Origin of the sequence: Streptomyces hokutonensis (assembly GCF_000376565.1) — a bacterium.
GTDB lineage: Bacteria > Actinomycetota > Actinomycetes > Streptomycetales > Streptomycetaceae > Streptomyces > Streptomyces hokutonensis.
This window is the reverse complement of record NZ_BARG01000031.1, coordinates 133,733-146,164: the sequence shown is the minus strand read 5'-3', so window position 1 is coordinate 146,164 and position 12,432 is coordinate 133,733. Positions and strand designations below refer to the sequence as shown.

12 protein-coding genes are annotated in these 12,432 nt (G+C 71.5%); 5 read left to right on the top strand and 7 right to left on the bottom strand.

Annotated elements, in window-relative coordinates; all coding sequences use genetic code 11:
• Positions 1–194 precede the first annotated feature (194 nt).
• On the top strand, positions 195–2,933 hold the full coding sequence (locus SSP08S_RS18230; RefSeq protein WP_019069047.1) for a ricin-type beta-trefoil lectin domain protein: 2,739 nt from the start codon (positions 195–197) through the stop codon (positions 2,931–2,933).
• A 52-nt stretch (positions 2,934–2,985) separates the two neighbouring features.
• On the top strand, positions 2,986–3,441 hold the full coding sequence (locus tag SSP08S_RS18225; RefSeq protein ID WP_019069046.1) for an RpiB/LacA/LacB family sugar-phosphate isomerase: 456 nt from the start codon (positions 2,986–2,988) through the stop codon (positions 3,439–3,441).
• A 13-nt stretch (positions 3,442–3,454) separates the two neighbouring features.
• Here the strand turns inward: SSP08S_RS18225 and SSP08S_RS18220 are convergent, their stop codons facing one another.
• Positions 3,455–4,354, bottom strand: a complete 900-nt coding sequence (locus SSP08S_RS18220) for a LysR substrate-binding domain-containing protein (protein WP_019069045.1) — start codon at positions 4,352–4,354, stop codon at positions 3,455–3,457.
• A 98-nt stretch (positions 4,355–4,452) separates the two neighbouring features.
• Between SSP08S_RS18220 and SSP08S_RS18215 the strand changes: the two genes are divergently transcribed.
• From SSP08S_RS18215 to SSP08S_RS18205, 3 genes are all read left to right on the top strand, one after another.
• A complete protein-coding gene (locus tag SSP08S_RS18215; RefSeq protein ID WP_019069044.1) occupies positions 4,453–5,574 on the top strand; it encodes a diaminopropionate ammonia-lyase in 1,122 nt (373 codons plus the stop codon).
• The gene (locus SSP08S_RS18210) at positions 5,571–6,728 is read left to right on the top strand and encodes an ArgE/DapE family deacylase (protein WP_019069043.1); all 1,158 of its coding nucleotides are present in this window, start codon (positions 5,571–5,573) and stop codon (positions 6,726–6,728) included. The genes SSP08S_RS18215 and SSP08S_RS18210 overlap by 4 nt, the downstream gene beginning before the upstream one ends.
• 82 nt (positions 6,729–6,810) lie before the next feature.
• Positions 6,811–7,740, top strand: a complete 930-nt coding sequence (locus tag SSP08S_RS18205; RefSeq protein WP_019069042.1) for an anti-sigma factor RsbA family regulatory protein — start codon at positions 6,811–6,813, stop codon at positions 7,738–7,740.
• A gap of 4 nt (positions 7,741–7,744) precedes the next feature.
• Here SSP08S_RS18205 and SSP08S_RS18200 read toward each other — a convergent pair whose 3' ends face one another.
• The 6 genes from SSP08S_RS18200 to SSP08S_RS61760 all read right to left on the bottom strand — a co-directional run bounded on the left by SSP08S_RS18200 (position 7,745) and on the right by SSP08S_RS61760 (position 12,398).
• On the bottom strand, positions 7,745–8,107 hold the full coding sequence (locus tag SSP08S_RS18200; RefSeq protein ID WP_019069041.1) for an STAS domain-containing protein: 363 nt from the start codon (positions 8,105–8,107) through the stop codon (positions 7,745–7,747).
• A complete protein-coding gene (locus tag SSP08S_RS18195) occupies positions 8,104–9,375 on the bottom strand; it encodes a PP2C family protein-serine/threonine phosphatase (RefSeq protein WP_019069040.1) in 1,272 nt (423 codons plus the stop codon). The genes SSP08S_RS18200 and SSP08S_RS18195 overlap by 4 nt, the downstream gene beginning before the upstream one ends.
• Positions 9,372–10,184: an alpha/beta fold hydrolase gene (locus tag SSP08S_RS18190; RefSeq protein WP_019069039.1), complete on the bottom strand. Its 813-nt coding sequence runs from the start codon at positions 10,182–10,184 to the stop codon at positions 9,372–9,374. Before SSP08S_RS18190 ends, SSP08S_RS18195 begins: the two co-directional genes overlap by 4 nt.
• A gap of 42 nt (positions 10,185–10,226) precedes the next feature.
• Positions 10,227–11,102, bottom strand: a complete 876-nt coding sequence (locus SSP08S_RS18185) for an RNA polymerase sigma factor SigF (RefSeq protein WP_439654577.1) — start codon at positions 11,100–11,102, stop codon at positions 10,227–10,229.
• 115 nt (positions 11,103–11,217) lie between these two features.
• Entirely contained in the window at positions 11,218–12,075 is an 858-nt protein-coding gene (locus SSP08S_RS18180; RefSeq protein WP_019069037.1) for a DUF1206 domain-containing protein, read from the bottom strand.
• A 116-nt stretch (positions 12,076–12,191) separates the two neighbouring features.
• Positions 12,192–12,398: a hypothetical protein gene (locus tag SSP08S_RS61760; protein WP_158697179.1), complete on the bottom strand. Its 207-nt coding sequence runs from the start codon at positions 12,396–12,398 to the stop codon at positions 12,192–12,194.
• Between the last annotated feature and the right edge of the window lie 34 nt (positions 12,399–12,432).

Below are 12,432 nucleotides of genomic sequence, written 5' to 3'. Positions count from 1 at the left end.
GGATCACTGCTCCGTAGTTCAACAGGTATAGACCCTTGACTCCAATTCAACACGTCCCCACACTGTCGCGCAAACCTCCACGGACAGCTCCGCCGGCTCACACTGAGAGCGCTCTCCGAAGCTGTCCTCACCCCCCGCTGGAGAAGGACGGCTCCGTGCGAAGAACCTTGAGGCACCTCCTGCCCTTGTGGGTCATGGCGCTTGTCGCCGCCCTCTGTTCGGTCGGCGCACAGCCGGCCCGGGCCGCCGCGGCTGCGGCCACCACCATCACCGTGGACGGCGGTCAGAGCGGCCGTACGTTCGACGGGATCGGCGCGATCAGCGGCGGCGGGGGCAACTCCCGGCTGCTGCGCGACTACCCGGCCGCCCAGCGCTCGCAGATCCTGGACTACCTGTTCAAACCGGGCTCCGGCGCTGACCTGCAGCTGCTGAAGCTGGAGATCGGCGGTGACGCCAACTCCACCGACGGCTCCGAGCCGTCCATCGAGCACACCAAGGGACAGATCAACTGCGACGCCGGATACGAGTTCTGGCTCGCCGAGCAGGCCGAGTCCCGTAATCCGGACCTCAAGTTGTACGGTCTCGCCTGGGCCGCCCCGGGCTGGATCAGCGGCGGGTTCTGGTCCACCGACACCATCAACTACCTGACCTCCTGGCTGGGTTGCGCCAAGCAGCACGGTCTGACGATCAGTTACCTCGGCGGCTGGAACGAGCGGGGGCACGACGTCGACTGGTACATCCAGCTGCGGTCCGCGCTCGACAGCGCCGGATACGGCTCCGTGCAGATCGTCGGCGACGACTCGGGCTGGAGCGTCGCGGACGACATGACGAGCAACTCCGCGTTCGACAACGCCGTTTCGGTCATCGGCGCCCACTACCCCTGCGCGGGCGGCGACGGCGGCAGCGCCGACACCTGCTCCAGCACCACCACGGCGAAGAACAACGGCAAACCGCTGTGGGCGTCGGAGAACGGCTCCCTCGACATGGACTCCGGCGCCCCGGCGCTGATCCGTTCGATCGTGCGCGGTTATGTGGACGCCCGGATGACCGCATACCTCAACTGGCCGCTAGTCGCGGCCATTTACCCCAACCTGCCGTTCAGCACGGTCGGCCTGGCCACCGCGAACTCGCCCTGGTCCGGCACCTACGCGATCGGCGAGGACACCTGGGCGACCGCCCAGGTCACCCAATTCGCCCAGCCCGGCTGGAAGTTCGTCGACTCCGCGTCGGGCTACCTCGGCGGTACCGAGTCCAACGGCACCTACGCGACGCTGAAGTCGCCGAACGGGTCCGACTACTCGACGGTCCTGGAGACCACCACCGCGACCGCGGCGCAGACGGTCGACGTGCAGGTGCGCGGCGGTCTGTCCACGGGAGCGGTGCACGTGTGGGCGACCCGGGTGAACAGCCCCAGCCCGGCGACCGACTTCGTGCACACGCAGGACATCACCCCGACCGGCGGCGCGTACTCGCTGACGCTCCAGCCGGGCTGGATCTACACGGCCACCACGACCACGGGGCAGGGCAAGGGCACCGCCACCGCGCCCGCCGCCCATGCCCTCGCACTGCCCTACGGCGACAGCTTCGACAGCGACGCCACCGGCACCGAGGCCGCGTATCTCTCCGACATGCAAGGCGCGTTCGAGGCACGTCCGTGCGCCGACGGGCGGTCGGGGCAGTGCGTGCAGCAGGTGGCCCCCGTCAAGCCGATCGAGTGGCAGGACGACTCCGACGCCTTCTCGCTGCTGGGCGACCCGACCTGGACCGACTACACGGTCAAGGTCGACGTGAACCTCCAACAGGCCGGTACGGTCGAGCTGTTGGGCCGGGCCAACACCCAGAACCGGCCGCAGAGTCACCAGGCCGCCTATCTGTTCCGGGTGAGCGACACCGGCGCCTGGTCCCTCGTCAGGAGCTCGGCGGCCGGCACCCTGACCACCCTGCTCTCCGGAACCCGGGCCGCGCTCGGCACCCACGCCTGGCACACGCTCTCCCTCGGCTTCTCCGGCGACCGGATCACCGCCACCGCCGACGGGACCAACCTCGGTGCCACGGACGACAGTTCGTTCTCGGCCGGACAGATCGGCCTTGGTGTGGTCGGTTACCAGACCGACCAGTTCGACAATCTGTCCGTCACCGCGAACCCGCCGGGGAACCACGCCGGCATCCTCAAGGGCCGCCAGTCCGGCCTCTGCGCGGACGTCCCCGGGGCGAGCCGGACCAACGGCACCCAACTCGCGCTCTGGGACTGCAACGGCGCCGCGAACCAGGCCTGGACCCTGGCCCCGGCCGGCCAACTCACCGTCTACGACGGCACGAAGTGCCTGGACGCCAGGGGCGGCGCCACGACCGACGGCACCCCGGTGCAGCTCTACGACTGCGACGGCACCGCCGCCGAGAAGTGGACCGTGAACAGCGACGGCACGGTGGTCAACCCCAGCTCCGGCAAGTGTCTGGACGCCACCGCCGGGGGCACCGCCCCGGGCACCCTGCTGGAGCTGTGGACCTGCACCGGCGGCACCAACCAGAGCTGGCAGCGCGGCGCGGTCTCGGCACCCCTCAAGGGCCAGGAGTCCGGCCGCTGTGTGGACGTCCCCGGCGCGAATCAGGCCAACGGCACCAAGCCCGCCCTGTGGGACTGCAACGGCGGCACCCACCAGACCTGGACCTCCACGGCCACCAACCAGCTGACCGTCTACGACTCCAAGTGCCTCGAGGTCACCGGCGGTGCCACCGCCGACGGCAGCCCGGTGGAGATCTGGGACTGCAACGGCGGCGCCCACCAGCAGTGGCGGGTGCGTTCCGACGGCAGCGTCGTCAACGTCGGCTCCGGCAAGTGCCTGGACGCGGTCGGCCACGGCACGGCCAACAGCACGGCACTGGACATCTGGACCTGTACGGGCGGCGCCAACCAGAACTGGCGCCGGTCGTAGCCGTCGTCGGCCCGGATGGCACGGAAGTCGTCCGCTGAGTAGCCTCCGGGGCATGCGGATCTCTGTTTCCTCGGACATGGACGAACCTGTGGCGCGCGCCCTCGTCGCAGAGTTGCGCGAGCGCGGTCACGAGGTGCTGGCGCACGGTGCGCTGCGGCCCGGGGACGACCCGCAGTGGGCGGTCTGTTCGGAGGCGGCGGCCCGCGAGGTCGCCGCCGGGACCGCCGACCAGGCGGTCGTGTGCTGCTGGACCGGAACGGGCGCGTCGATCGCCGCGAACAAGGTGGCGGGCGTGCGGGCGGCGCTGTGCACGGACGCCTACACGGCGGACGGCGCGCGCCGCTGGAACGACGCCAACGTGCTGGCCCTCGGCCTGCGCCTGACGTCCGAGCCGCTGCTCAAGGAGATCCTCGACGCCTGGTTCGCGGCGGAACCGAGCCCGGACGCCGACGACCGGGAGAACGTGGCCCGCGTCGGCCGGCTCGACCTGAACAGGACTGCTCCGTAAGCGAGTTGGCGTACTAGGGCGCGATGGCCCGCCGGAGTGCCTGGCGGCAGGCGCGGATGGCCGGGTGGGGGCCGCGTCCGCTGCGTACGGCCGTGAACAGGGAGCGGGTGCGATGGCCCTCGGGGAGTTCTCGCAGCGTGACGGCGGGCGGGCGGCCGTTCCACGCGAGGTCCGGCAACAGGGCGGCGGCATGGCCCAGTTCGGCCAGTCGCAGATGCAGCACCAGGTCGGCGGACTCGAAGCGCACATCGGGTTCGAAGCCCGCGGTGCGGCACAGCGCGGTGGCCCAGTGCCGGGCGGGTGAGCCCACGTGCTCCATCACCCAGGGGTGGTCGGCCAGCGCCCGGAGCTCGTCCAGCGGTCCGGTGCCCTGGTCGACGGGTCTCGGTGTGGCCAGCCGCAGCGGGTCCTCGCAGAGGGGTTCGTGTTCGAGTTCGGCGGGCCGGGGGTGCGGGTTGCCCGGGTACTCCTCGGTGATGACGAGGTCGAAATCGCGGGCGAGGAGCGCGGGCAGCGCCTCGCTCGGCTCGGCCTGGGCGACCTCGACCCGCAGACGGGGGTGGGCGTCGCGCAGCAGTGTCAGCGCGGTCGGCACCAGGGCGAGCGCCGCGGTCTGGAATGAGGCGATGCGCAGCGTGCCGGTGAGATCGGTGAGCGAGGTGGCGATGTCCGCCTCGGCCTCCTCCAGCCGCTTGAGCACGGCCTCGGTGTGCGCGACGAGAATCTCCGCCTGCGGGGTGAGCCGCACCCGGCGCCCCACGGGCACCAGCAGCGGGACACCGACCTCGGACTCGAGCTGCGAGAGCTGCTGGGAGACGGCGGAGGGGCTGTACGACAGCGCGGCGGCGACGGCGGCCAGCGTGCCGCGGTGCTTCAGCTCGCGCAGGAGGCGCAGTCGGTGCAGATCGAACATCACCGGCCTCCCCGGTCAGCCACTGGTCAGTTTTTCTGACGAATACTGTTCGAAAACATGCGCTGGACTAATCATACGATTGATCACACGCTGATCATGTGTCCAAGACTTCTCTCCTCTCCGGCAGCTCCGCCCCGCGCCGCCTGCCCTGGTACGTCAGACCCGCCGCCCGGACCTGGACCTGCGCGCCGCCTCCGGCCGAGGTGCGGGAGTTCCACGCCGGGCTGCCCGGCTACGCGCCCACCGCGCTGACCGAACTCCCCTCCCTGGCGGCCGAGTTGGGGGTCGGGCGGGTGTTCGTCAAGGACGAGTCCGCGCGTCTGGGGCTGCCCGCGTTCAAGGCGCTTGGCGCGTCCTGGGCGATCCACCGGGTGCTGGCCCGGCGGACGGACGGCCACCCGGTGCGCCTGGTCACCGCCACCGACGGCAACCACGGCCGGGCCGTGGCCCGGATGGCGCGGCTGTTCGGGCAGCGCGCCCAGGTGTTCGTGCCGCGAGGCGTCCACCCGGGGGCCGTGACCGCCATCGAGGACGAGGGCGCGGACGTGGTCCTGGTGCCCGGCTCCTACGACGAGGCCGTGCGCCGGGCGGCCGAGACGGCTGCGGCCGGGTCGGACTCCGTGCTCGTGCAGGACACCGGCTGGCCCGGCTACGAGCGGATCCCCGCCTGGATCGTGGAGGGCTACTCCACGCTGTTCGCCGAGATCGACGAGCAGTTGGGCGCCGGGGCACCGGGCCTGGTGGTCGTCCCGGCGGGCGTGGGCTCGCTCGCGCAGGCCGCCGTCACGCACCACCGCAGCCGGCGGGACGGGGCCGCCGCGACCGCGTTGCTGTCCGTGGAGCCCGTCACCGCGGCCTGCGTGCTGGCGAGCCTCGGCCGCGGGGAGCCGGTCGGTGTGCCGACCGGCACCACCACCATGGCCGGGCTGAACTGCGGCACCGTCTCCAGCCTGGCATGGCCCCTGCTGCGCGACGGTCTGGACGCGGCCGTCGCGGTCACGGACGCCGACAGCGCGGGTGCCGCCCGCGATCTCGCCGCCGCCGGTGTCTCGTCGGGCCCGTGCGGCGCGGCCTCGCTCGCGGGTGCCCGCGCCGCGCTGACCGGGGCGGGCGCCGCGGGACGCCGTAGAGCCCTGGCCGTCGGTTCCGACTCGACCGTGGTCCTGCTGAGCACCGAGGGCACGGCCGCCAACCCCCACGCCCAGGAGGAGCAGCGATGACGCGGAAGTCCGAAGAACTCGATCCCGTACGGCTGTTGGAGCGGCTGGTCGCGGTCGACTCCGTCAATCCGGAGCTCGCGGCCTCGGGTGCGGGCGAAGGGGCGATCGCCGATCTGTGCGCGGACTGGCTCGGCGCGCGCGGGTTCGAGGTGCACCGGCTGGAACGGAATCCGGGTCGTCCGTCCCTCGTCGCGATCGCCCGGGGCACGGGTGGCGGCCGTTCGCTGATGCTCAACGGGCATCTCGACACCGTGGGTCTCGGCGGCTACGAGGGCGAGCCGCTCAGCCCCCGCATCGAGGACGGGAGGCTCTACGGGCGCGGCGCCTGCGACATGAAGGGCGGTGTCGCGGCCATGATGATCGCCGCCGCCCGGGCCACCGCGCGGGGGCCGTTGCGCGGTGATGTGCTGCTCGCCCTTGTCGCCGACGAGGAGAACGCAAGTGCCGGTACCGAGGAGGTACTTGAGTCGTTCACCGCCGACGCGGCGATCGTCACCGAACCGAGCCGGCTCCAAGTGATCCTCGCGCACAAGGGGTTCGTCTGGTTCGACGTGATCGTGCACGGGCGGGCGGCCCACGGGTCGCGGCCCGACCTGGGCATCGACGCCATCGCCAAGGCCGGTCATTTCCTCGTGGCCGTCGAGGAGTTGGGCCGACGCCTCGCCGCCGCCGAGGGCCACCCGCGGCTCGGCTCCGGAACCGTGCACGCCTCCGTCATCCACGGCGGCGAGGAGCCCTCGACGTACCCCGCGCAGTGCCGGATCACGCTCGAGCGGCGCACCGTACCCGGCGAAGATGCCGACACCGTCCAGGCGGAGTTGACCGCGATCCTGGACCAACTCGCGGCCACCGTCCCGGACTTCAGCTACGAGCTGCGCCGAGGCCTGCACCGCGAGCCGTTCGAGGGCGACCCGGACCAGCCCGTCGTCCGCACGCTGCTCCACCACGCGCGGTCCGTCCTCGGTCACACGCCCGCCGTCCTGGCCGAGCCGTACTGGACGGACTGCGCCCTCCTGGACCGGGCCGGGATCCCCTGTCTGCTCTTCGGGGCCGACGGCGCGGGGGCCCACGAGGCCGTCGAATGGGCCGACATCGCCTCCCTCCACCGGCTGGCGGACATCCTCACCGACACCCTCACGGACTTCTGTTCCTGACGGCCTCGCGGCCACCGCCGTAGACTGCCGCGCGTCGTGGACATGTTCCGGCCGGACCGACGAGGATCGAGGTGGCGGTGCGATGAGTACGGCCACCGACGGTCGACCGTTCGTCCATCCCGCGCTGTTCTACCGGGGCGAGGAGCAGTACACGGCGGGCACGGTGTCGTTCGTCCGGGACGGTCTGGCGGCCGGGGAGCCCGTCGCGGTCGCCGTGCCGGGACCTCGACTCGCCCTGATCAGAGCCGGACTCGGGCCGGGCGCGGCCGGGGTGCGGTTCCTCGACATGACCGAGGTCGGCCGCAATCCGGGGCGGATCATCCCGGGCGTCCTGCGGGCCTTCGCCGACGCCCACTCCGGCAGCCGGGTGCGGATCATCGGGGAACCGATCTGGCCCGGTCGCACGGCCGTGGAGTACCCGGCGTGCGTCCAGCACGAGGCGCTGATCAACTCCGCTTTCGAGGACCGCGAGTTGACGATCCTGTGTCCCTACGACGCGGACCGCCTGGCACCCCAGGTGCTCGCCGACGCCCGCGCCACCCATCCCCTCGTCATCGACGGACAGGGTCAACTCCCTGTCGACACCTACGATCCCGAGCGGATGATCGCCCGCTACAACGAGCCGCTCGTCCACCCGCCGGGCGCGGCCTCTCTCGCGTTCGACACGGGAGAACTCCCCAAGTCCCGCTGGTTCGCGGTCCAGGAGGCCGAGCGGCTGGGTCTGGCGGGCGCTCGGTCGCAGGATCTGGCGCTGGCCGTCGCGGAGTTGACCACCAACAGCGTGGTGCACGGGGGCGGGTCGGGGACGCTGCGGATCTGGGCCGAGGGCGAGCAGATCGTCTGCGAGGTCGAGGACCGCGGCCGGCTGACCGACCCACTGGCCGGCCGCCGCCCGCCCTCACGCGACCTGCCCGGCGGGCGCGGACTCCTCCTGGTCCACTCCGTCGCTGACCTCGTGCGTGTGCATACGGCTCCGGAGGGCACGACGATCCGGTTCTATCTCGCCCGTTGACGGTTCAGGGCCGGGCCGCCGGAGGGGTCCAGGCCGCTTCGGCCGCCTGTGCGGTGGGGTGGGTGGAGAAGACCTGGTCCAGGCCGACCATCTGGAAGATCCGGCCGAGGTGCGCGGGGACCGCGGCCAGCGCGATGTCCGCCCGGGCGGCGAGGGCGTGGTTGCGGGCCGCGAGCAGCGCGGTGATGCCGCTGGAGTCGCAGAAGGTGACACCGGTCAGGTCGACGACGAGCTGCTGGCCGTCCTGGAGCGCGAGCGCGGGCAGGAGATCGCGCACCTGGGCGCAGCTGTCGTAGTCGAGCTCGCCGGTCAGTTCGACGACGGGTCCCGCGGGGGTGGTCCGGGTCTGTACGGCGAGTCGGTTCACTGCTGCTCTTCGCTGGGCGGTCGGGGCACGTTGATGGCGAGGACGGCGGTGTCGTCGTCGATGCCGGTGCCGAAGGTGTCGAGCAGATCGCGGATCGCCGCTACGGCGTCGGAGGCGGTGGTGGGTGCCAGCGCCCGGGCGAAGTCGAGGAGGGCCTCGTCGCCGTAGCGGTCGCCGTCGGCGGTGCGGGCCTGGCGGGCCTCGGTGAGTCCGTCCGTGTGCAGCAGCAGGGTGTCGCCCGCCGCCAGATGGACGGTGGCGGTGGCGATGTGGGCGTCGGGCAGCACACCGATGAGCTGTCCACCCGGCGTGTCCACCTGGTCGGCGCTGCCGTCGGCGCGCAGCAGCAGGGCCGGCGGGTGGCCCCCGCTGGCCAGGGTGATGCGGAAGCCGCCGTACTCGCCCTCGGGTGTGAGCAGTCCGAAGACGACGGTGCAGAACCTCGGGTCGTGGCCGTTGTACTCGTGGTTGAGGACGGTGTTGAGGTTGCTCAGGACGGCGGCCGGGTCGGGATCGTAGACGGCGGCGGCGCGCAGCGTGTAGCGGGCCAGCGAGGTGACGGCCGCCGCTGCGGCACCCTTGCCGCACACATCTCCCAGGAACAGCCCCCAGGTCCCGGCGGAGAGCGGGAAGAGGTCGTAGAAGTCACCGCCGACCATGTCGGTGGAGGCGACGTGGTAGTACGCGGCGACATCAAGTCCCGGCACGTTCACCAGAGTTGGCGGCAGCAGGGTCTGCTGGAGGGTGGCGTTGAGGCGCATGAGCTCTTCGCGTTCGCGCTCGGCCTGGCGGCGGGCGCGCAGCAGCTCCGTCTCGTAGGCGCGGCGGTCGCGGGCGTCGAAGACGGTGGTGCGGATCAGCAGCGGCCGGCCGTCGGCGCCGGTCTTGACCGTGGACGTGACCAGCACGGGCAGTCGGCCGCCGTCGGTCGTCCGCAGTTCCAGGGCGATGCCGCTGACCTCGCCCTGGATGCGCAGCAGCGGGGCGAAGTGGGTCTCGTGGTAGAGCCGGCCGCCCACGGTCAGCAGGTCGGAGAAGGTCCTGCGGCCCACCAGGTCGCCTCGTTCGTGGCCGAGCCAGTCGAGGAGCGTCGTGTTGATCTTCGCGATGGTGCCGTCCATGAGGGTGGACAGGTAGCCGCACGGCGCGTGTTCGTAGAGGTCCTCGGCGCTGTCCTCCAGGAGCGCGGAGAACGCCGCGTGCTCGGCGCCGGGCTGGTTCCCGGGAGATCTGTGATCGCCACTCGCGGTCTCGCCGCTTGTGTTCATCGGCCGGTGGCCCCGACGAACTCGGTGATCGCGGCGGCCGTCTCCTCCGGCGCGGCGAGCTGGGGGCAGTGGCCGGTCGCGTTCAGGGTGACCAGGCGGCTCCCCCGGATCCGGGACCGTACGAACTCGCCGACCTCCGGGGGCGCGATCGCGTCCCGGGAGCACTGGGCGACCAGGGTGGGCACGGTGACGTCGGCGAGGTCCTCGCGGTTGTCCGACAGGAACGTGACGCGGGCGAAGGAGCGGGCGATGTCCGGATCGGTGCGGCAGAAGCTGTTGGTCAGCTCCTCCCCCAGTTCCGGGCGCTCCGGATTGCCCATGATCACCGGTGCCATGGCGCCCGACCAGCCCAGGTAGTTCGCGTCCAGGGAGCCCAGGAGCTCGTCGATGTCCTCGGCACTGAACCCGCCGCGGTAGCCGTTGGCCGGATCGTCGACGAAGCACGGCGAGGGGGCGAGCAGCACGAGGCCGGTGAACGCCTTGGGCTCGCGCGCGGCGGCCAGGACGCCCATCATCGCGCTCACCGAGTGCCCGACGAAGGTCACCGGGCCGAGGTCCAGTTCACGGCAGATCTCCAGCACGTCCTCGGTGTAGCCGTCCAGCGTCGAGTAGCGCTCCGGGCTCCATGCCGACAGAGCGGAACGTCCGGCGCCCACATGGTCGAAGAGCACCACGGTGAAGTCGCGTTCCAGGAGCGGTACCACCAGCCGCCACATGTGCTGGTCGCACCCGAACCCGTGCGCCAGCACCACCACCGGCCCGCCGGCCCGGCCGGTCACGGTCACCCGGTTTCTGCTCCGCACATCCATGGGCCCATCCTCACAGACCGCTCGCTGATGTGCGGGCCCGGATCACATGGACAGCAGGCCGGTGCGCAGCTTCTTCAGGGTGCGGTTCAGCAGGCGGGAGATGTGCATCTGCGAGAGGTTCAGTTCGCGGCCGATCTCGGCCTGGGTCAGCTCCTGGCCGAAGCGCATCTCGATGATGGTCCGCTCCCGCTCGTCCAGCCGTTGCAGCAGCGGGGCGAGCGTATGGAGGTCCTCGAACAGTTCCATGGCCGGGTCGGCGTCGCCCATGGTGTCGGCGTACTTGGGCGCGCCGTCGGCCTCGTCGTCGCCGCCCGGGGTGTCGATGGAACCGGCGACATAGCCGTTGGCGGCGATGAGCCCCTCCACGACCTCGTCCTCGGTCAGCTCCAGATGGGTGGCGAGTTCCTTGACCGTGGGGGTGCGGCCCAGTTCGGTGCCGAGGGACTCCTTGCTCTTGGCGAGGTCGACGCGGAGTTCCTGGAGGCGGCGCGGGACGTGCACGGCCCAGGTGGTGTCGCGGAAGAAGCGCTTGATCTCGCCGACGATGTAGGGGATCGCGAAGGAGGTGAACTCGACCTCGCGCGTCAGGTCGAAGCGGTCGATGGCCTTGATCAGACCGATCGTGCCGACCTGGATGACGTCCTCCATGTCGCCGCTGCCCCGGTTGCGGAAGCGGCGGGCGGCGAAGGCCACCAGGGACAGGTTCATCTCGATCAGCGTGTTCCGCGCGTACTGGTACTCCTGGGTGCCCTCCTCCAACTCCCGCAGCCGGTCCAGGAAGAGCCGCGACATCACGCGTGCGTCCTTGGGGGCGACCTTGGACCCGTCCTCGATCCAGGGCAGTTCGTCCGCCGTCTGCCGTGTTCCCGCGCGGGCAGGGGCAGTTGCGCCGAGGGTGTTCACGGAGGAAACCACGATGCCGCCTTGAGTGGGAGGACAGGACGAACCCCACGTGCCCCCTCCGGGCGACTTCATGTCCGCGCGGACGGATATTTGTTCCCGGGCCCTCCCGCCGGAGTCCCCCGAGCACCGGTCACAGGCGGCGCCAGCGTGCCGAGGCGAAGGAGAAACCGCCGAAGAGGACGAGCCCGACGGCCACCGCGACCAGGAGCCATGGGCCTGCCGGGGTGTGCGCGAAGGTGCGGAGGGTGGCGTCCATGCCCTTGGCCTGGTGCGGGTCGAAGCGGACGGCCGCGACGAGTACGAAGACGCCCACGCCGGCGAACACGGCACCGCGCGCGGCGCCGCCGCCCACACCGAGAGCGGTGACGACCTGCCGTACCCGGCGGCTCATCCTCCCGGTCTCCAGCCTCCGCAGGAAGCGCCGCATCACCGCACGCACCGCGAGGGTCACCCCGACTCCGATCAGGACACAGCCGGCGAGACCCACCAGGACCTGGCCGCCAGGGAGTTTCAGCGCCGAGGCGGTCCAGTCCTGTGACTTCGCGTCACTGCCGGACGATCCACCGGTCCCGGCCGCGAAGGACGCCGTACCCCAGCAGACAAAGCCGTAGAACACGGCCCGGCCCGCGTCCAGCAACCGCGAACCGACCTTGTTCTTCGGTCCCTTGGCCAGCAGCGCCCGGGAGGCCCGCCAGATCGCCATGCAGCCGAAGCCGACGACCAGCATCCACAGCATCGCCTTCCCGAAGGGCTGCGCCGCGACCTGCTGCAACGCGCCCTGCCGGTCCGCCTCCCGGCCCCCGTCGCCGAACGCGATCCGCAGGGCGAGGGCGCCGACGAGGACGTAGACGACGCCCCGTGCGACGAATCCGGCACGCCCGGTGACGGCCAGCGCGCGCTTCCCCTCGGCCTCGCCCGGCGCGTGGCTCCGGCGGCCGGTGGAACTGCCGTTCCGCAGGCCCCACTTGTGTGTATGAGACGAGGTCATGATGCCTTTCCTGGAAACACTGGACGGGCCGATGTGCGGGCGCACGGTAGGTGGCCCACACTCCCGCGTGCCCCGGTCGGGCGCTTCGATGTCCCTCGGAGGGGGTGGGGGTGTGGTCAGGCGGTCCGCTCGGTGACCCGGTATCGCTCGCCGCCGGTCCCGGGTGGCGGGGAGGTGGGCCGGGCGGGGCTCCGGCGCTCATTGAGGAGGACGTGGCCCGCCAGAGCGATCAGGATCGCGAGCGGTACGGCCGACGAGCCCGCCGTACCGGGGCCGAGCTGAACCCGTCCCGACCGCCGTACGACGCGTCCCCGCCCCGCCATCGTCTACAGTGCCGTAGACGGTCTACAGAATTGT

Bases quoted from the DNA above. Each gene is read 5' to 3' on its own strand.
- SSP08S_RS18190 (WP_019069039.1), bottom strand. From the start codon at position 10,184: ATGGATGTGCGGAGCAGAAACCGGGTGACCGTGACCGGCCGGGCCGGC.
- SSP08S_RS18230 (WP_019069047.1), top strand. From the start codon at position 195: ATGGCGCTTGTCGCCGCCCTCTGTTCGGTCGGCGCACAGCCGGCCCGG.
- SSP08S_RS18195 (WP_019069040.1), bottom strand. From the start codon at position 9,375: ATGAACACAAGCGGCGAGACCGCGAGTGGCGATCACAGATCTCCCGGG.
- SSP08S_RS18220 (WP_019069045.1), bottom strand. From the start codon at position 4,354: ATGTTCGATCTGCACCGACTGCGCCTCCTGCGCGAGCTGAAGCACCGC.
- SSP08S_RS18180 (WP_019069037.1), bottom strand. From the start codon at position 12,075: ATGACCTCGTCTCATACACACAAGTGGGGCCTGCGGAACGGCAGTTCC.
- SSP08S_RS18225 (WP_019069046.1), top strand. From the start codon at position 2,986: ATGCGGATCTCTGTTTCCTCGGACATGGACGAACCTGTGGCGCGCGCC.
- SSP08S_RS61760 (WP_158697179.1), bottom strand. From the start codon at position 12,398: ATGGCGGGGCGGGGACGCGTCGTACGGCGGTCGGGACGGGTTCAGCTC.
- SSP08S_RS18210 (WP_019069043.1), top strand. From the start codon at position 5,571: ATGACGCGGAAGTCCGAAGAACTCGATCCCGTACGGCTGTTGGAGCGG.
- SSP08S_RS18205 (WP_019069042.1), top strand. From the start codon at position 6,811: ATGAGTACGGCCACCGACGGTCGACCGTTCGTCCATCCCGCGCTGTTC.